At 37.9% G+C, this 19852-nt stretch carries 25 protein-coding genes; 24 read left to right on the forward strand and 1 reads right to left on the reverse strand.

Going from position 1 to position 19852, the window contains the following annotated elements; translation table 11 throughout:
* The 24 genes from rpsE to ltrA (KJS44_RS01750) all read left to right on the forward strand — a co-directional run bounded on the left by rpsE (position 1) and on the right by ltrA (KJS44_RS01750) (position 19372).
* Positions 1–513: a 30S ribosomal protein S5 gene (gene rpsE / locus KJS44_RS01645; RefSeq protein WP_008690080.1), complete on the forward strand. Its 513-nt coding sequence runs from the start codon at positions 1–3 to the stop codon at positions 511–513.
* A gap of 16 nt (positions 514–529) precedes the next feature.
* Positions 530–970 carry a 50S ribosomal protein L15 gene (rplO, locus tag KJS44_RS01650; protein WP_008690078.1) on the forward strand — a complete coding sequence of 147 codons (441 nt, stop codon included), beginning with the start codon at positions 530–532 and terminating at the stop codon, positions 968–970.
* Position 971: 1 nt separating this feature from the next.
* Positions 972–2261 carry a preprotein translocase subunit SecY gene (secY, locus tag KJS44_RS01655; RefSeq protein WP_008690076.1) on the forward strand — a complete coding sequence of 430 codons (1290 nt, stop codon included), beginning with the start codon at positions 972–974 and terminating at the stop codon, positions 2259–2261.
* 11 nt (positions 2262–2272) lie between these two features.
* On the forward strand, positions 2273–2920 hold the full coding sequence (locus KJS44_RS01660) for an adenylate kinase (RefSeq protein WP_008690074.1): 648 nt from the start codon (positions 2273–2275) through the stop codon (positions 2918–2920).
* Position 2921: 1 nt separating this feature from the next.
* The gene (gene map / locus KJS44_RS01665; protein ID WP_008690073.1) at positions 2922–3695 is read left to right on the forward strand and encodes a type I methionyl aminopeptidase; all 774 of its coding nucleotides are present in this window, start codon (positions 2922–2924) and stop codon (positions 3693–3695) included.
* Positions 3688–3906 carry a translation initiation factor IF-1 gene (infA, locus tag KJS44_RS01670; protein ID WP_008690072.1) on the forward strand — a complete coding sequence of 73 codons (219 nt, stop codon included), beginning with the start codon at positions 3688–3690 and terminating at the stop codon, positions 3904–3906. Before map ends, infA begins: the two co-directional genes overlap by 8 nt.
* Positions 3907–3929: 23 nt before the next feature.
* Positions 3930–4046: a 50S ribosomal protein L36 gene (gene rpmJ / locus KJS44_RS01675; protein ID WP_008979808.1), complete on the forward strand. Its 117-nt coding sequence runs from the start codon at positions 3930–3932 to the stop codon at positions 4044–4046.
* A gap of 17 nt (positions 4047–4063) precedes the next feature.
* Entirely contained in the window at positions 4064–4429 is a 366-nt protein-coding gene (rpsM, locus tag KJS44_RS01680) for a 30S ribosomal protein S13 (RefSeq protein WP_008690071.1), read from the forward strand.
* Between the two features lie 20 nt (positions 4430–4449).
* A complete protein-coding gene (gene rpsK / locus KJS44_RS01685; protein ID WP_008690070.1) occupies positions 4450–4845 on the forward strand; it encodes a 30S ribosomal protein S11 in 396 nt (131 codons plus the stop codon).
* Positions 4846–4872: 27 nt separating this feature from the next.
* Complete coding sequence (locus KJS44_RS01690; protein WP_008690069.1) at positions 4873–5832, forward strand: DNA-directed RNA polymerase subunit alpha; 960 nt, start codon at positions 4873–4875, stop codon at positions 5830–5832.
* A 28-nt stretch (positions 5833–5860) separates the two neighbouring features.
* Positions 5861–6226 (forward strand): 50S ribosomal protein L17, encoded by a 366-nt coding sequence (rplQ, locus tag KJS44_RS01695; RefSeq protein ID WP_008690068.1) that lies wholly within the window; start codon positions 5861–5863, stop codon positions 6224–6226.
* A gap of 119 nt (positions 6227–6345) precedes the next feature.
* Positions 6346–6999, forward strand: coding sequence for a hypothetical protein (locus KJS44_RS01700; RefSeq protein ID WP_008690067.1), 654 nt, complete (start codon positions 6346–6348; stop codon positions 6997–6999).
* Between the two features lie 13 nt (positions 7000–7012).
* Complete coding sequence (locus tag KJS44_RS01705) at positions 7013–7591, forward strand: O-methyltransferase (RefSeq protein WP_008690066.1); 579 nt, start codon at positions 7013–7015, stop codon at positions 7589–7591.
* 59 nt (positions 7592–7650) lie between these two features.
* Complete coding sequence (locus tag KJS44_RS01710; RefSeq protein ID WP_008690065.1) at positions 7651–8289, forward strand: ribonuclease E inhibitor RraB; 639 nt, start codon at positions 7651–7653, stop codon at positions 8287–8289.
* Between the two features lie 392 nt (positions 8290–8681).
* The gene (locus KJS44_RS14480) at positions 8682–9188 is read left to right on the forward strand and encodes a hypothetical protein (RefSeq protein ID WP_008690062.1); all 507 of its coding nucleotides are present in this window, start codon (positions 8682–8684) and stop codon (positions 9186–9188) included.
* Between the two features lie 254 nt (positions 9189–9442).
* Positions 9443–10939 carry a putative bifunctional diguanylate cyclase/phosphodiesterase gene (locus tag KJS44_RS01715; RefSeq protein ID WP_119957640.1) on the forward strand — a complete coding sequence of 499 codons (1497 nt, stop codon included), beginning with the start codon at positions 9443–9445 and terminating at the stop codon, positions 10937–10939.
* Positions 10940–11200: 261 nt separating this feature from the next.
* A complete protein-coding gene (locus tag KJS44_RS01720; RefSeq protein WP_008690060.1) occupies positions 11201–12529 on the forward strand; it encodes a hypothetical protein in 1329 nt (442 codons plus the stop codon).
* A gap of 682 nt (positions 12530–13211) precedes the next feature.
* Positions 13212–14531: a group II intron reverse transcriptase/maturase gene (gene ltrA / locus KJS44_RS01725; RefSeq protein ID WP_017144543.1), complete on the forward strand. Its 1320-nt coding sequence runs from the start codon at positions 13212–13214 to the stop codon at positions 14529–14531.
* Positions 14532–14774: 243 nt separating this feature from the next.
* Positions 14775–15488, forward strand: a complete 714-nt coding sequence (locus KJS44_RS01730; RefSeq protein WP_008690059.1) for an ABC transporter ATP-binding protein — start codon at positions 14775–14777, stop codon at positions 15486–15488.
* Positions 15485–16225: an ABC transporter permease gene (locus tag KJS44_RS01735; RefSeq protein WP_008690058.1), complete on the forward strand. Its 741-nt coding sequence runs from the start codon at positions 15485–15487 to the stop codon at positions 16223–16225. Before KJS44_RS01730 ends, KJS44_RS01735 begins: the two co-directional genes overlap by 4 nt.
* A gap of 16 nt (positions 16226–16241) precedes the next feature.
* On the forward strand, positions 16242–16376 hold the full coding sequence (locus tag KJS44_RS14625; RefSeq protein ID WP_276512698.1) for a hypothetical protein: 135 nt from the start codon (positions 16242–16244) through the stop codon (positions 16374–16376).
* A gap of 236 nt (positions 16377–16612) precedes the next feature.
* Positions 16613–16984 (forward strand): hypothetical protein, encoded by a 372-nt coding sequence (locus KJS44_RS01740; RefSeq protein WP_003436578.1) that lies wholly within the window; start codon positions 16613–16615, stop codon positions 16982–16984.
* Positions 16985–17057: 73 nt separating this feature from the next.
* A complete protein-coding gene (locus tag KJS44_RS01745; protein WP_077726093.1) occupies positions 17058–17582 on the forward strand; it encodes a hypothetical protein in 525 nt (174 codons plus the stop codon).
* A 494-nt stretch (positions 17583–18076) separates the two neighbouring features.
* A complete protein-coding gene (ltrA, locus tag KJS44_RS01750; RefSeq protein ID WP_069424453.1) occupies positions 18077–19372 on the forward strand; it encodes a group II intron reverse transcriptase/maturase in 1296 nt (431 codons plus the stop codon).
* A 131-nt stretch (positions 19373–19503) separates the two neighbouring features.
* On the opposite strand, the gene KJS44_RS01755 is transcribed toward ltrA (KJS44_RS01750), so the two are convergent.
* Positions 19504–19812: a hypothetical protein gene (locus KJS44_RS01755; protein ID WP_173823011.1), complete on the reverse strand. Its 309-nt coding sequence runs from the start codon at positions 19810–19812 to the stop codon at positions 19504–19506.
* Positions 19813–19852: the final 40 nt, after the last annotated feature.

Raw genomic sequence — 19852 nt, forward strand, 5'->3', positions numbered from 1 at the left:
ATGGAACGTAAACCAAGAAGAAATCGCGACGTTGAAAAAGAATTTGAAGAACGCGTCGTTACCATCAACCGTGTAACTAAAGTAGTAAAGGGTGGACGCCGCTTCCGTTTTGCTGCATTGGTTGTCATCGGTGACAAAAAAGGCCGTGTCGGCTTTGGTACAGGAAAAGCAAACGAAGTTCCTGATGCTATTAAAAAGGCTGTTGAAGACGCTAAGAAAAACGTATTCAACGTACCTATCGTAGGAACTACCATTCCTCACGAAATCACTGGACGTTACGGAGCTGGAGAAATCTTCCTGCGCCCTGCTACAGAAGGTACCGGAGTTATCGCTGGTGGTCCTGTACGTGCCGTATTGGAACTGGCTGGTATCAACGATATCCTGTCTAAATGTCTGGGAAGCCGTACGCCAATCAACATGGTTCGTGCTACGATTGCAGCATTAAAAGATCTGAAAACGATTGAAGATGTTGCTCGTCTCCGTGGTAAAAAACCAGAAGAAATTCGCGGTTAACAGGAGGAATTAGAACATGAAATTACATGAAATGACATATACAGAAGGTGCCAGAAAAGCAAGCTACCGTGTAGGACGCGGTCATGCTTCTGGTAACGGTAAAACTGCTGGTAAAGGACATAAAGGTCAGAAAGCAAGATCTGGCGGAGGCGTTCGCTTAGGTTTTGAAGGTGGACAGACACCATTAGCAAGACGTTTGCCTAAACGTGGTTTTACAAACTTTACTCGTAAAGAGTATGCAATCGTAAATGTAGCATCTTTAAATCGTTTTGAAGATGGTACGGAAGTAACTCCAGAACTGTTGATTGAATGCGGTCTGGTAAGAAAAGAATTAGATGGAATCAAGATCTTAGGCGAAGGTGAATTAGAAAAGAAACTGACAGTGAAAGCTAACAAGTTCTCTAAATCAGCTTTAACGATAATCGAGCAAGCAGGCGGAAAAGCAGAGGTTATCTAGTATGCTTAGCACGATTACCAGCATGTTCAAGAATAAAGATATTCGTAATCGAATATTCTTTACTCTTGCCATGTTGTTTATCTTCCGCTTTGGTACAGCAATCACTGTACCGGGCGTAGATACGACATCGCTGACGAAATCCAGCAATTCACTGCTTGATATGATCAACCTGCTTGGTGGTGGAGGTCTGGAACAGATGTCCATTTTTGCTATGGGAGTCGGCCCTTACATCACCGCATCTATTATTATTCAGTTATTATCCATGGATGTTATTCCGGCTTTGACAGAACTTGCCAAAGGCGGCGCATCCGGTAAAAAACAAATTGATCGTTATACACGTTACCTGGCAGTTGTCTTGAGCTTCTTCCAGGCTTCAACGCTAATATATGGCTTTTCAAGAAGCTATCCGGATTTACTGGTCAATGGCAATGGTTGGTCAAGCATCCTTTATATTGCAACAATCTTAACAGGTGGCAGCATGTTCATCTTGTGGATCGGTGACCGTATTACGATGAAGGGTGTTGGCAATGGGGTATCTATGATCATCGCCGCTGGCATTATCGCAAGACTTCCACATCAGTTCGCAACAGCTTGGGGAACGCTTGTCGATACATCCAGCAGTTCTGCAACCTTTAATGGAATCTTGAGCTTTGGCGGCTTCCTGTTATGCTATCTGCTGATCATCATCTTTGTTGTCTTCATGCAGACAGCGGAACGTAAGATTCCAATTCAGTATACATCCAGCACGGTAACAACACGCAAGAAAGACATGACATACCTGCCGCTGAAAATCAATTCAGCCAGTGTAATTCCTGTTATCTTTGCTTCTGCTATCATGGTGGCGCCACTTTCCATCATTAAGATGGTAACGGCTGCTGAATGGGTAAGTACCGTAGAGTATTACCTGGGTATGCAAACACCAGTGAGCCTGGTTATCTATGTGGTATTGATTCTGTTATTTACCTTCTTCTATACGAAGTTACAGGTAGATCCGGAAAAGATTGCCGAGAACTTAGGTAAATCAGGAACATATATCCCTGGTATCCGTCCTGGTACGGAAACCAAAGATTACATTAACAAGGTATTAAACAGAATCACGGTATTAGGCGCAATTGGACTGGCTTTCATCGCAGTTCTGCCTCATGCTCTTCCATTATTTACAAATCTGCCTAGCTCTATGGGTATCGGCGGTACTGGTATCATCATCGTCGTAGGTGTTGCAATGGAAACCGTGAAACAGATCGAAGGTCGTCTGACGCAGAAGTCCTACCGTGGATTTCTTCAGAGATAGAAGGTGAACCTATGAATATCTTGATTATGGGCGGTCCTGGTGCCGGTAAAGGTACGATGTCCGCAAAAATCGTTGAAAAATTTAATGTGAATCATATTTCAACAGGAGATATTTTCCGCAGTGAAATCGGGAATGGTACAGAACTTGGTCTTGAAGCGAAAAGCTATATGGACAAAGGACTGCTCGTCCCTGATGAACTGGTAAACAATATGGTGAAAAGCTATCTGGATAAACTGGAAGATAAGAAAAACGGCTTTCTTCTAGATGGCTATCCAAGAACTTTAGAACAGGCAAAGGCCTTTGATGCATTGGCTGGCGATGGGGCATTATCCATCGACAAAGTCATTGCCATGGATATTCCCTTTGATGTTCTGGCTGGCAGAATCACCGGCCGCCGTCTCTGTAAAGAGTGCGGAGAGATCTATCACTTACAATCCAAACCTCCTATGGTAGAAGGTAAATGTGATGTATGTGGTGGAGATCTATATCAGCGAAAAGACGATACGGTAGAAAGTCTTACCGTACGACTGGATGAATACAGCAAACAGACAGCTCCTGTTCTGGATTACTATGAGCAGAAAGGAATTGTCGCAAGAATCAATGCCGATCAACCAATCGAAAACGTCTGGAGCGATGTCCTGAAAGCGTTGGAGGACTAAAATGGTCATTCCGAAGTCAAATCAGGAGTTGACATTCATGAAAAAAGCAGGTATAATTGTTGCGCTTGCACATCGTGCAGCGCAAACAGTTATACAGCCTGGAATCACTACGAAAAAAATCAATGAAATCGTGGAAAACACGATACGAAAACATGGCGGGATACCGTCATTTAAGGGTTTATACGGGTTTCCAGCTGCTGCATGTATATCTGTAAATTCTGTCATGGTACATGGTGTCCCAGATGATACGATGTTACATGACGGGGACATTGTTTCAGTAGATATCGGTGCCTGTTATCAAGGGTATCATGGTGACTCAGCATGGACATATGCTGTCGGTAATATCAGCGAGGAAACAAAAGCCTTTCTGAGAATTAGCGAAGAATCTTTATATGAAGGTTTAAAAATGGCAAAGGCTGGGAATCATCTAACTGATATATCTCATGCAATCGGAGAGTATGTCTTTGGGCATGGCTTTTCTTTGCCACGGGATTATGCAGGACATGGTATTGGAACTTCCGTCCATGAAGATCCGACAGTTCCAAATTTCGGCCCGGCAGGTCATGGCATTCTGCTTAAAGAAGGCATGACGCTTGCAATCGAACCGTTGGTTTTAGCAGGCAGGCCACATACACGAACACTTGCGGATGGCTGGGGTGTCGTCACCAAAGATGGTGGCTTGGCAGCTCACTACGAGCATACGATCGTGATCACAGAAAAAGGGTATGAAATACTCACAGAGATAAAAGAGGAGGAACATCCAAGTAATGGGTAAGCAAGATGTTATTGAAATGGATGGCGAAGTAATTGATACTTTACCAAACGCAATGTTCAAAGTGAAATTGGGAAACGGACACGAAATACTGGCTCACGTTTCTGGTAAAATCCGCATGCACTACATCCGCATTTTACCAGGGGACCGTGTAACCGTTGAAATTTCACCTTATGATTTAACACGTGGGCGAATTACATTCCGACACAAATAAGTCGTGAATAAGGAGGAAGACGCATGAAAGTAAGACCATCTGTCAAACCAATATGCGATAAGTGCCGCATTATCAAACGTAAAGGCCGTGTCATGGTCATTTGCGAAAACCCAAAACACAAACAAAGACAAGGAAACTAATGGAGGTGTAATGTAAAATGGCTCGTATTGCAGGTGTTGACTTACCACGCGACAAGCGCGTAGTAGTATCATTAACGTACATTTACGGAATCGGCCGCCCAACTGCGGAACAGATTCTGGCAAAAACGGGAATCAGCGAAGATATCCGTGTAAAAGATTTAACTGACGAACAGATTAATGCCATCCGTAACGAAGTGGATTCTATCAAAGTAGAAGGTGATTTGCGTCGTGAGGTTGCATTAAACATTAAGCGTCTGATGGAAATCGGATGCTACCGCGGAATCCGTCACCGTAAAGGTTTACCGGTTCGCGGACAGAGAACAAAAACAAATGCTCGTACGCGTAAAGGTCCAGTTCGTACAGTAGCAAACAAAAAGAAATAGGACGATAGGAGGAAATTAAAATGGCAAAAAACGTAAAAGCGGGCGCACGTAAACGTAAAGCACGCAAGAATATTGCTCGTGGATGTGCTCATATTCATTCAACTTTTAACAATACCATCGTTACTATTACTGACGAAAATGGAAACGCTGTAGCATGGTCCAGCGCTGGAGCACTGGGGTTCAAGGGTTCACGTAAATCCACTCCATTTGCTGCACAGATGGCTGGAGAAGCTGCAGGTAAAGCAGCAATAGAAAATGGTATGAAAACAGTATCAGTAAACGTTAAAGGTCCAGGACCTGGACGTGAAGCAGCTGTAAGAGCTTTACAGGTTGCGGGATTAGAAATTACAATGATCAACGATGTAACTCCTATTCCACACAACGGTTGTCGTCCACCTAAACGACCACGTGGTTAATCATAAGCTTAATTGAGGAGGTATACTATGCAAAAATTCGAACGTGCACATTTTGAAGTTAAAGAATACGATGAATCTAAACACTACGGTAAGTTTGTATTTGAACCTTTAGAGAGAGGTTTCGGAACAACTATTGGGAATGCACTAAGACGTGTTTTGCTCTCCTCTTTACCGGGAGCTGCCGTATTTTCAATTAAAGTTGACGGGGTTTACCACGAGTTTACATCTATTCCAGGAATCGTTGAGGATGTAACGACCATGATCCTGAATATCAAGACACTGGTCATGAAAATTCAGGATGATGAGATCTATACATTGCGTATTTCAAAACAAGGTCCTGGAGAAGTTACCGGTGCAGATATCTACTGTCCAGAAGGCGTAGAAGTGCTGAGCAAGGATTTGCACATCTGTACTCTGGAAGAAGGCGGAATGTTGGAAATGGAACTGCAGGCGCGTGTTGGCCGCGGATATGTAAATGCTGACACAAACAAACAGCTGTATCAGACTCCAAATCAGCCTTTAGGAATCATTTATACGGATTCTATCTATACACCAATTGAAAAGGTTTCTTACTCTGTAGATCCTACACGTGTTGGTCAGAATGCCAATTATGATAAAGTGACTTTGGAAGTATGGAGTGATTCCTCCATCAGTCCTGCGGAATCATTAGCATTATCAGCAAAGATTCTGATTGATCATTTGGAACTGCTGACAAACGTTGATGAAGCTGTCAATGATATGGAATCTGTCATGAAGGAAGCTCAGGGTGAAGTGCAGAACAAGGGTCTTGTCATGATGATCGAAGATCTCGATCTGTCTGTACGTTCTTACAACTGTTTGAAACGCGCTGGCATTCAGACCGTCGAAGAATTAACACAGCGTACAGAAGATGAAATGATGAGAGTACGTAACTTAGGTAAGAAATCACTCAAAGAAGTTAAAGATAAATTGTATGATTTAGGCTTAAACTTTAAATCATACGAATAATATTATTCGCAAAGGAGGCTAACAACCAATGTGGAATCGTAAATTAGGACGTAAAGCTGACCACCGTAAAGCTTTATTACGTAACATGGCTACATCAGTGATCGCTTATGGTCAGATTGAAACAACTGAAATGAAAGCAAAAGAACTGCGTTCTGTTGTTGATGAGCTGATTACTTTAGCAAAACGCGGTGATTTACATGCTCGCCGTCAGGCTGCTAAATTCGTTCGCGACGTTGTTGTAGACGAAAAAACAGGTCAGACAGCTTTACAAAAACTGTTCAACGAAATCGGACCTGCTTACAAAGATCGTAATGGTGGGTACACAAGAGTTGTGAAAACAAGAGTACGTCGTGGTGACGCTGCTCCTATGGCAATCATTGAACTCGTAAAATAAAAAAGCTAACGACATCATGGAGACATGGTGTCGTTTTCTTAAGCACTATTAAGTTGTTTCCCGCAAAAAACCATGATACAATTTGAGATGAAATGAATGAAAATGAAAGAAGGTACACAATGATCAAAAATAGTACGAACAAAAAGAAATTTTTTATAATGCTATTTGTGGCAGGGGTGCTCATTGGAATTATCCTTTTTGAGAAGTATCATAAGTCTTCATCAAAGATAAACTTTATTGAAAATGCTACAGAAGTGGAATATGGGAATACCACAATCACGAGTAAAGCCTTAGTAAAAAATACAGATGGCGTCATTGTTACCTATCCTAAATTAAATGTACATGCATGCGGGGAACAGGATCTTGTTTATGCGGTGGTCGCAGATGGAGAGAAAACAAACATTCATTTAAAGATAACTGTGAAGGATACACAAAAACCGGAAATCATTCTCAAAAAAGAACGTATAGCAATACCGTATAATGGTACATTTGATATCAAAGATAATATTATCAGTGTCAGCGATCCGGTTGATGGACCATTGCTTTATACTACAGCAACGGATTTACAAAATAATTATTATCGTATTGAAGGCAATGTGGATACAAAAAAATCTGGCGATCATAAAATACGCGTTATTGCGAAAGATAAAAGTGGAAATCGCAGTGTACGAACCTTTAAAGTTCATGTGGGTAAAAAACCAGTCAATCTTAATGATAAAGATAAGGATAAAAAGAAAACAGAGGATAAAAAGACAACAGCGAAAACTAATTGAGTGAGGTGAGATCATGGAACTAATTGAAGAGATGGAGGACTATGCGAAAACATACAATGTCCCAATCATGCAGCCGGAAGGAATTGCCTTTCTATGTGCGTTTATTCAGCAACACCATTTAACGAACATTCTTGAAATTGGCAGTGCTATTGGATATTCTGCTATTCGTATGGCTTTGTTGGATGAACAAATACACGTCGTGACGATTGAACGCGATAAGGAACGCTATCAAAAAGCGGTTGAAAACGTACGCAAAGCACATTTAGAAGAACGTATCACACTGCTTTATGGAGATGCTTTAGAAACCACCGTGGAAGGATCATTTGATATGTTGTTTATCGATGCTGCAAAGGCGCAATATATAAAGTTTTTTGAACGCTATGAGAAGAATCTTATAAAAGATGGTTATGTCATTACTGATAATCTTAAGTTCCATGGGTATGTCGAACATCAGGAACGGATTAAAAATCGGAATCTGCGACAGCTTGTCACCAAAATCAGTCGATTTGTTGAGTATTTAAAAAAGCGTGAGGATTATGATACGACATTTTATGATTTTGGAGATGGTGTAGGGATCAGCAGAAAAAAGTAGTTTCTATGTATTTTTTTCTTTGAAGTGTGATACAATAGAAACATGAAAGTGGTGATAAAATGAAAAAGATATTTCCAATTTTAGCTGTTTTAGGGAGCGCAGCAGCTCTTATTGCTTACAAAATGAAAAAAGAAGAAGAAAAACAAATTATTGATTTAGATCAGGGTTTGCTGTACGATGATGAGCCTGAAGATAATGAAGATGCAGCTGAAGAAGCACCGATCAGTGATCCACAACATTGTTGTGAAGAAGTGAATGAAGCATTTGAAGAGGCTCATGAAAGTCTGGATGAATTTGAAGATGTGCAAAGCACATCGGATGATGAAGCAAAAGAGGAAACACAAGAAGAGTATGATGAAATGTTTACGCATCTGACCAGAGCAGAAATGGCATTATTGAAAGAAGATACCGATGCACGAATGGAAGCACTGGAGCAAAAAGGGGATGTCCATGATCATGAACGCCCTGTACAGCATGTCGTAAAATTTCAAGATGAAGAGAGCATGAACCAGTTTAAAAGCGTTGTGATAAATCGTGGATATGTTATTACCAGAGGCAGTGAAGAATTTGAGTTGATCGTTCTTCATATCACACCGATGGATAAGGTAAAACTGATGTCCAATGTTTATTATCTGGCAGATGTTGCCACAGCTTATCAAGGTGTTTATAAAGGATGGCAGAGCAAGGCCGTATATTAAAAAGCTGATAAGCGTAAATGTATGAAAAAGTCTTAATCCTATTTATTAACAGAATAGGATTAAGACTTTTTTTCTGTATATTTTATAACTATGGAAGATGAATATGCATAATAAATGGTTTTATAGTTAAACTGTACGTTCCTATGGAATAATCGATTAGTATTCTTCTATACAATGACACTATGGAACCTTGATATATTTAGAATAGTATCATTCTTTATGCAAAGGGTATTTACGTATACATAAATCAAAAAGATAACCAAATGATTCTTAATATTTTAACGATATTTTATAGTTTTGGATTAAAAGTGGTTATAAAAAGTGTTATATTTTTTACATTTCTGCTTTTGCTATGGTATACTGAAAAATTGTGTGGTTATTGAAGGAAAAATATGCTAAAAAATATATGGATGAATAAGAAGCAAAGAAAGATGATGGGCTTTTCGACAGTAGTAATTATCGTTTTTATCATTAGTTTATCTTTTTTACTTACGCAAAAAGGAAAAGATATCGTAAACACAGAAGTTAATAATTATCTCCATGAAATATCACAACAAACTTCTTACAAAGTGACGCAACGTGTCGAAACAAATTTTTCTTACTTAGCAACGCTATCGAACTCTTTAGCATATCTGGATGAATCCGCTTATGAAGCGTATCTTTATGATGCTTATGAAGGTGGAGCTTTTGAATGGATTGGCACTGTTGATCATAAGGGAATGCTAAAGGTGAAGAACCATCCTTTAAAAGATGTATCTCAACTAACTTGTGTAGCAAAAGCTATGCATGGGCAAGTGAGTGTAAGCGATAAGCTGTTGAAAATTTTTGATGAAAAAGGGGCTGTTTATGCAGTACCTTATAAAGGAAAGGATAATAATATTAGCGCAATCGTAGGATGAATACCACCTGAAACCATGAAATTATTGCTGAATACAGAATCATTTTCAGGTACCGGGTTTTCACATATCATAGCGAAAAATGGTGATTATATTTTACATTCCAAAAATAAAAATGCATTAATTGATGGTGATAACTTTTTGAACACCTTCCAGCAAAAGCTGAAATTACATCTTCAATGTAATTCCAAAAGTTTTGTCAAGATATTGCTAATCATAAAAAAGGTACCATTACGTTTAAGGTAAATGGCGATAATATGCGAACACTCACTTATACTCCATTAGATAATTGTGATTGGTATCTTTTATCCATCGTACCTTCTACGATGTATAGTCAGAATATTCAAAATTTCATCAGTCTTGCAATCGCCGTTCTCGCTTTAGGCATAGCGGTTGTATTCTTTATCTTCATTGCGTTTTTACTGTACACATCGAATAAAAAGAATAAAGAAATAACAAATATCGCCTATATTGATCCTATCACACAAGGATTTACGCAAGTACGGTTCGAAAAAGAACTCTTAGATCGAGCGAAAGACTTTGTACCATATACTTTTATATCCTTAGATTTGCGTAAATTTAAATTAATTAATGCCAGCTTTGGCAGTGAAAATGGCGATAAAGTATTACGACATGTATATGTGTGTATCAAGAAACATTTAGCTAAGGATGAATTTGTTACCCGCGTCAATGCGGATAACTTTAATATTTATTTGCATACGATTGATGAAGGGAAGATTAAGGAACGTTTACACAGCATCGCGGATGAGATTAATAAATATAATCAAGAGCGTCAGCTTCCTTATTATATTCCATTATCTTGTGGCTGTTATATTGTAAAAGATGATGCACAGGAATTAATCGTCGTACGTGATAAGGCCAATATAGCGCGTAAGACAAATAAAAATATTCCAAACTATTATCTATGTAATATTGTTTTCTATAATGACTTAGAACATCAGATGTTGCTGAAAGAAAAAGAAATGGAAAACATGATGGAAAAGGCTCTGGATGAAGAAGAATTTATCATATATCTACAACCTAAGGTTAGTTTAAAGACGGGTAAGATTATTGGCTCAGAGGCTTTAGTAAGATGGGACAGTCCAGAAAAAGGCTTGATTCCACCAGATGACTTTATCCCTTTCTTTGAGAAAAATGATTTTATTATTAAACTTGATATGTATGTTTTTGAAGTTGTATGTAAGATCTTACGTAAATGGATCGATGAAGGGAAAATCGTTCATCCGATATCAGTAAATTTATCAAGAAATCATCTTCATCATCCAAACTTTTTAGAAGAATATCGAAAGATACAACAAAAATATGAAATACCGGATCAGTATATTGAAATAGAATTGACAGAGATAGTTGTATTTGAGAATTTGGAAATGTTAAAAACCATTATAGATGAAATTCATAAATATGGCTATAAATGTTCTATGGATGATTTTGGCAGTGGCTATTCATCCTTAAATGTGCTCAAAGAGATTCCTGTGGATATTCTAAAACTTGATCGTGTTTCCTTCAGTAGTGAAAATGATAAACGTGGAGAAGACATTGTTGAAACAGTTATCAGTTTAGCTAAGAAATTAGGAATGGAAACAATTGCCGAAGGGATAGAAACGATACCACAGGTAGAGTTGTTAAAAAGTATGGAATGTGATGCTATTCAAGGATATGTATTCTCTAAACCGGTTCCAGTGGATCAATTTGAAACACTCGTACAGGATGATCCTGAAATGATGAGTGTATAATACGTATAGGATACGTCTGATAATCGATCATTCGTATCTTTTTTACTTTCAGTATCCAGATATCCTAAGGCTGTATTATAAAAGACGCAATAATTTCAAAGCTTTATCTGGTGAATGGAATGGCTTTTATACGGTAAACAAAGTGCTGATACAATAGTCATTTTCATATATAAAAAAAGGTAGATTCATATACAGAAAGAAAGGCAGTTTACGAAAACAATAGTTCTTGTTATAATTAAAAAATATAGGGAGGTAAAAGGCATGTTGAAAAAGCAGTTCAATTATGTAACAATGGCATTAACAGGCGTCTTTTTCTGCGTGCTTGGATGCTCTTTTGTTGTCGAATCTTTGACCGTATGGAATTGGCTGTATACAACCTTAGTTATTGGTATATCCGCAGTAGCCATCTTGAAATTAATCAACTTGCTAATCAACTTTCGCCGTATTGAAAAACGCTTCTCTCAGCTTTTAGATATTATCATTTGGTGTATTGCTATCATTTTCTCATTAGCACTGCCACGGGCATTTTATTCCATTCTGCCACGTATTGTGGGCAGTTGGATCTTATTGCATGCCATTGTTAAGATCATTGTTTTATACATTCGTATCAAAGATCATTTAACCATATCCTTCTTTCGCATTCTGTTTTTGTTAGGTGATTTATGCATGAGCTTTTATTTGATTGGTAATCCTTTTCATCATAACGACATTATCAATGTGGTTACCGGTCTGTATTTTTTAATTTATGGGGGAAATACCTTGTTGGATATGGTGCGCGAGATTATTCCACAGGGAAGTGGTGAAAAGCTGGATCAAAAGCTACGATTAGCAGTACCGCCATTCATGTCGGTCATCATTCCGCCTCATCTTATGAGGACTTTGTTGAATAAAGACAAAGAGGATCAGATCAAAGAACAATTTGATGAGATAAAGGAAGATATTCCTGTAGATATGGAAGTGCTTATTCATCTGGCACCTAGTGGACCTGCTATGTTAGGACATGCGGATTTAATCTATCGTGGCTTTGTGATATCGTATGGTTGTTATGATCCCCATAACCGTCATCTCTTTGGCACGATGGGGGATGGCGTTGTTTTAATGGCTGATCGTAATCCATATATTTATAATTGTTTAAAAAATGAAAATAAGACGCTGATCAGCTTTGGCATTGCTTTAGACGAAGAGCAGAAAAAACGTCTAAATGATCGTTTGTTAGAGGTTTTTGGGACCTTTGAAGATTTTTACAGTGATGAAGATTTAAAACGCAAGGGATTGCCTTATCAGGGTCCTTGTGATGATTATATCAGCCGGGTAACACGAACATCCCCAGGTGCAAAGTTTTATAAAATTAAAGAAGGAAAGCTGAAAACATTTTTTGTTGTTTCCAGTAATTGTGTCTTCTTTATGGCGAATATATTAAGTGTCATTGGTTTAAATTTATTTGATTTAAGTGGTATCATCTCACCGGGAGCGTATTATGATTTTCTAAACAAGCAATTTAAGAGCCATAAAGGTTTTGTAATTTCTCGTCGTTTATATCGGAAAAAAGATGCGGAAGCATTCAAAGAAAGAAAAGTAGATCATAAATGAAGTTGATTGAACTATGTAGAAGCTTAATAGATAAGTAACCTATCATTTGATAATATATACAGGAAGTTTCATAGATAAGCAATTGTTTTATTCTATATACAGTATTAAAAAGGCACATAAAAGACACATAGATGTCTTTTTTCATGTGTGGCGGGCATGCCACATATCTAGGGTGAAAATCCCTCGGGGCGTAGTTATCGACGAACCCAAGAGCGACTTGCAAGTTTCATATCGTGAGGTATGGGAGAGAGGAAGCAATAGCGAAATCGTGGCTTAACGGACAGGAAGTCTGAACATTAAATTCAGACGGCTGATAATAAGGCGGCATTAGCGGATGAGATGGCATGAAGCATCAAAGTCCAAAAGATAACCGTAACCTAATGGCGTAAATCAGATAAGTAAACGAGGAAAGATATGTGACTTACCCCGCGAGGTCTCATTGACTCAGTAGGCGAGACGTAGAACGACGGGCAGTCGAGGAGTAGTAACAACGAACAATGAGAAGTCAGCAGAGGTCATATTAGGTAGAGATACTGAAGGACCGAACGTTTTAATCGCACGAGCAAAATGTATGTTTCTTACAATAATCAGACAAGGATATGAGTGAAAACGTAAATGAGCAAATATCCAAAACACGTATGATGATTTGTAAGAAAGCGGAAAGGAAAGGAGTGCACAAAGTATGTCAGAACTATTAGAAAAGATACTGAACAGAGAAAATATGAACAAAGCCTATAAACGTGTAAAAGCGAATAAAGGAACAAGCGGAATTGATGAAATAACGATTGAGGACGCCTATGTTTATATAAAAGAAAACTGGGAAAGTATCAGAGCAGAAATCACAGAAAGGAAGTACAAACCACAGCCAGTAAAGCGAGTTGAAATACCAAAACCGAATGGAGGAACTAGAAATCTGGGGATACCAACGGTAATGGATAGAATCATCCAGCAGGCAATGGTACAAGTATTAAGCCCAATATGTGAAACGTTCTTTTCGGATTATAGTTATGGATTCAGACCAAATCGGAGTTGTGAGCAGGCCATAAATAAATTATTGGAATATATCAATGATGGATATGAATGGATAGTAGACATTGACTTAGAGAAATTCTTTGACAACGTGCCACAGGATAAATTGATGAGTTATGTACACATCATCATAAATGATGGAGATACAGAGTCGCTCATACGAAAATATCTTAAAGCAGGTATCATGATAAACGGAAAATATGAAAAGAGTGAAAAGGGAACACCACAGGGTGGAAACCTATCGCCATTATTAAGTAATATTATCCTAAATGAATTAGACAAAGAATTAGAAAGCAGAGGATTACACTTTACCAGATACGCAGACGACTGCGTGATAGCGGTAAAAAGTAGAGCCAGTGCGAACAGAGTGATGCATACAATCACAAAGTGGATTGAACACAAATTGGGACTGAAAGTGAATGCGACAAAGACGCATATCACAAGACCTAACAAATTAAAATATCTAGGCTTTGGATTTTATTATGATACAAAAGATAAGAAATATTGTGCAAGACCACACGCAAGTTCCATACAACGATTTAAGAGGAAACTGAAACAGCTAACAATCAGAAAGAACACAATGGCTTTAAATGAAAGGATAAGACAACTGAACCAAGTAATACGAGGATGGATAAACTATTATTCCATATGTAATATGAAAACACATATGACAAGGATAGATGAACATCTTCGTACAAGACTGCGAGTAATTATATGGAAACAGTGGAAAGTACCCAGCAAGCGACAGTGGGGATTACAAAAACTTGGGATTAGAAAAGATAGAGCAAGACAGACATCGTATATGGGAGACCATTATCAATGGGTCGTAACCAAAACATGTGTGGTAAGAGCAATATCAAAAGAAAAACTAGCCCAAAAAGGACTAGTCAGTTGTTTAGATTACTATATAGAGAGACACGCTTTGAAATTAAAACGAACCGCCGTATACGGAACCGTACGTACGGTGGTGTGAGAGGGTGATTTATTTCACCCTACTCGATTTATCCATATGATGACGCTTATGCTTAATCATGATGCGAAAGATTAAGTTTTTTTATTAAATGGATTATTCTTGATGATCAGCAAACAGGTAAATATTTTATCAACAAAAGATCTTTTTATTCATTGTACGATAAAGGTTCTCATAGTTTTATTAAAGTGCTTGACTCTCCTGTAACAGGAGGATATATCCTTGATTTACAAGGAGGTATGAATGATGGAATTATGTATACAAGTGGAACATCTGACAAAGCGATTTCAAACACAAATTGCGGTGAATCAATTGTCTTTTGAGGTGAAGAAAGGTGAAATCTTCGGTATTCTAGGACACAATGGTGCGGGGAAAACGACAACGATCGAAATGCTTCTTGGTTTACAAAACCCTGATGAAGGAAAAATCAGGCTCTTAAAGAAAGATGGTGCTAGCATAGATAAAACAATCTTTGAAAGGATTGGAGTACAACTGCAGGCATCAAGTTATCAAAACAATATTCGGGTAAGGGAATTATGCGAAGAAATGGCATCACTGTATCAAGATCCTGCAGATTACCATGAACTATTGGAACAGTTTGAATTATCGCCGTTTGCACATCATTTTGTAGCGCATTTATCACAAGGAGAACGCCAAAAGTTATCTATCCTATTGGCATTGCTACCAAAACCGGAAATGCTTTTTTTAGATGAAGCTACGACAGGGTTAGATGCAGCCGCAAGAAGAGCGGTTTGGGATCGTCTTTTGTTATGGAAAGAAAAAGGTACGACCATTTTGTTAACGACACACTATATGGAAGAAGCAGCGTATTTGTGTGATCGCATTTTATTATTGAAACAGGGAAATGCTATTATGGAAGGAACTGTAGCAGATATTGCAAAAGGTTTTGCCAGTTTAGAAGAAGCTTATTTACACTATATGGAGGTGACTAAGTTATGAAGCGCTTTTTGACATTGTTTAAAATAGAAGGGAAATTAGCTCTTCGCTGTCCGGATGGTATCATTTTTGGTGTGATCATGCCGGTAGGAATCTTATTTTTGATTGGTTTTATCGCGAAAGATCAACAAGCAGGAAATAGTGGCTATACCTTTATGCAAAGTGCATTTTCTTCTCTAATCACCATTGGTATCTGTGCGACAGCATTCATGGGTCTTCCTATGACGTTCAGCGATTATCGTGATAAAAAAATCTTAAAACATTTTTTTGTGACACCGGTAAGTCCGCGCGTGTTATTATTAGTGGAAACACTTATCGCCGCATTGACGGCAATCGTATCAGCCTGTATGATAAGCTTATGCGCCATACTATTTTTTGATTATCATATGGAAGGAAATCCCTTCTTATTTCTAGGAGCTTACGTTTTCGTGTTATTTTCGATGTATGGCATAGGAATGATCATTGCTGGTCTATCACCTTCGCTAAAGGTTACGAATATCATTTGCAGTGTTGTCTATTTCCCTATGTTATTTTTATCCGGAGCAACCATTCCATATGAATTGTTTCCTTCACCGTTGCAACACATTGCGGATGTATTGCCCCTAACGCAAGGAATTCATGTATTAAAGGATGTTTCTATGGGGATATGGAATGAACAAACACTACTGGCGGTTGGCATACTATTACTAATTGGCATACTCGGCTATCAAATAGCAATTCGATTATTCCGCTGGGATTAACAAAAGGAGGATGCAGATGGAACAGAATTACCATTGTACAGAAATAATTGAGAAGAAATTCTCACAACAGAATAAAGTGCTTGGAAATATTGAAAAGTTCGCTGAAAATCAAGGTTTACAGACATTTTTCTTCAATGAAAAGGTATCGTAGAATATCGCAAAATATCGTAACAGATTTTTAAAATGGAGTAAATTTGGAGTAAAAGTTGAAAGAAAATGGAGTAAATATTTCAAGAAGACATGAAAGGAATGACGCAGATGGTAGAGATATTGTCTGCGTTATTTTTTTTGATTATAATGGTGTAAATAATTGCAAAGTATGATATTATGAGAAATAAACAAATTGGAATTTAACACGAACAAGATTTAATTATAGGAGTGTACTCAATGTGGCTTTTAGGGAGTATTTTTATATTCACATCACTATTAATTCTATACATAAAATATAGGGTTGTTTTTACTGGCGAAAAATGCAAAGGGAAAATAATCGACATTGTAGAACAAAATGCAGGTTATGTAGTAGGTGGTGTTAATGTCAAAAAGCATGCTTATATAGTGAAGATTAAAAACAAAAAATATCATACTGCACATGGTTGTATCTTTTTGTCATTGGGAAAGAGAAATATTGGAAAAGAAATTTCCGTATTTAAGAATGAAAAATATGGAAATGAGGTTTTCAAATGCTTTGATTTTCGTATAGAGATTGTTGCTTTGTTAGTATTTTTATTTGGCGTTTTTATGATCTACTCAGCCTTATGATAAAGCCAAGCAGGTTTCAGTTTGAAAAGAAGTTATACGCAAAGAAAAATTTAGAAGTTATGGAGGAAACCATATGGAAAATTTAAGTGCATATAGATACTGTATCGCTATGAAAAAAGGTCGAAAAATATTAAATCTGATTGTGGGCTGCTTAATGATTCTTATAAGTATCATTTTCATAACCACAACTGTTTTTAGCTGTATTTTTATGCAAGAATTTGTTTATTACACATTTTTAACAATATTCCTTGTAATTATACCCCTACCTCTTTTTATTTTTGGAATTATAGGTATTGTCTCAGCTACAAAACGAGTTGAAGTTTATAAAGGAAAAGTGATTTATCATATTGGTTTTAAAAATAAGGAATATCGTATGTCTGATATTAAAACATCAAAAACAAAAAGTGAAACATATAGAACAGGATTAGATTATGGAAATATTGTACCCACCTACAGTTATGATAAATTAACTGTATTCTATGATAAAAAAGGGAAAAAGATTTTTAAATTTGGATTGGCATACGATAATGTAGAACGACTGAAAGCAGATGTTAATAATACTCAAAAAAGCATAGCAAAACAGCATAACAAGAACTAAATAAATTCCAGTTGTGCGCCCAGCTAAGGGTGTGTAGTCAAGCCGGTGGGATTCCGGTTTATCCAAGGTTTAGCCAACCAGATAATAGCGAGTCTTGGGATGATGCCGGTAACGGCATCTGACAAGCGTAGACAGCAAGAAAGCAGGGTTGAATAGTGATTGAGCTTCGAAACGTTAACTTCAGTCGGTCGACGTCTTAACTGGTGCGGAAGACAATATCATGTAATGCGATATGGCGAGTGTTATGTGGCACTGCGGAGTCAGAGAACCAATCATGTTTTACATTGTGAATACACATCAACTGGGGAGAACCTGCCATTTCTCGAAGAAGAGTATGAAGTTGCAACTGAAAACGGAGGATTTCAAATGAATGGTAGGTGGTCGGACAATCCCATAGTACTGTAGAAATCGGGCAATGCCGATGGAGGGAAGGGGATTGCATAGTAAAGGTCTTACTGAGGACACATTATCCGTACCCAGGGACGGAGGAAATAATGGAAACGAAATTAGTAAGAATAGCTGAGATATCGGCAACATCAAAACATCCTATATTTACATCAGTGTACCATTTGATAAATGAAGATATGCTAAAGCAATGCCATAAGGAATTAGATGGGAACAAAGCAGTCGGAATTGACAAGGTAACTAAGGATGAGTATGGGAAGAACCTTGATAGAAATATCAAGGAACTGGTACAGAGGTTGAAAAACAAATCCTTTAAGCCACTTCCGTCACTGAGGGTATATATACCTAAAGGAAATGGAAAGAAACGACCATTAGGGATTGCTTCCTATGAAGATAAGATTGTACAAATGGCAGTGAAGAAAATACTGGGAGCTATTTATGAACCGAGATTCCTAAACTGCATGTATGGATTCAGACCGAATAGGGGGTGTCACGAAGCAATAAAAGAAGTATACCAACGGATAAGCTATGGAAAAATCAGCTATATCGTAGATGCCGATATCAAAGGTTTCTTTGACCATATCGACCATGATTGGATGATGAAGTTCCTTGAATGGAATATACAGGATAGGAACTTATTGTGGCTAATACGTAAATACCTTAAAGCAGGAATAATGGAGCAAGGAAAATTCGAGCCAACAGAGGAAGGTTCGGCACAAGGCTCAGTAATGAGTCCGATGCTTGCAAATATATACATGCATCATGTGCTGACGCTGTGGTTTAAGCTGGTGGTGCAAAGGGAAATGCAGGGAGAGTGTTTTCTCGTCAACTTTGCGGATGATTTTGTTGCAGGATTTCAATATAAGTCAGAAGCTGAAAGATACTATAAAGAATTAAAGGAACGAATGGAAAAGTTTGGACTGGAGCTGGAAAGTAGTAAAAGCAGACTGATTGAATTTGGGAGATTTGCAGAGCAGAATCGTAGAGCAAGAGGAGAATGTAAGCCTGAAACATTTGATTTTCTGGGATTTACCTTCTACTGTAGCAAAACTCGAAAGGGAGGTTTCGTGCCAAAGGTACAGACTTCAAGAAAGAAGTTTGAGCAAAAGGTTAGAGCATACAAGAACTGGATTTACGATAATCGAAATCGACCAATGCGAGAAATAATTAAAGAGTTGAATGTAAAACTAATTGGACACTATCGGTATTATGGTGTTACATGGAATTTTCGGAAGATAACAACATTCCTGCATAGAGTACAACAGTTTCTATTCAAAGCCATGAATCGGAGAGGTTGTAGACGGGCATACACATGGAATGGATTTGTGGAAATGCTCAAGTATTACCCGTTAGCAAAACCTAAAACGTACTATTGTTTATATTGAAGCGAATGTTACTATGAGGAGCCGTATGCGGGAAAGCCGCACGTACGGATCTGTGAGGGGCTAAGATTGAGAGGTCTTAGTCTACTCGACTGTAGCAGACAGTTTTTTAATCGACTGTCTGCTTTTCCTTTTCAATCATAATTGATAGTAGTGGTATAAAATGGTTCATATCCATTGTGAAAAGACCATTTAGAACGGTGTAGATTGATTGTAAGGGTGGTGGGAGTTCCGTTGATTTGGTTATGTTCTGCTTCAATTTCTGCTACCACTTCATCAGTATTCCAGTATTGATATACGATAACTTGTAGTTCGGTATCACGATTAGCCCCATTGCTGAATGACATACTGTTAAATACAAGATAATCGGGTAAACTGATATAATAGAGAACACTTGCAAGCAAGACTAGAATAATAGTGATAAATAATAATTTCTTTTTCATTTTGACATACCTCTGTTTCTATATATTTATAAGGATAACT

The sequence above is a fragment of the Longicatena caecimuris genome (assembly GCF_018406465.1).
Lineage (GTDB): Bacteria > Bacillota_I > Bacilli_A > Erysipelotrichales > Erysipelotrichaceae > Longicatena > Longicatena caecimuris.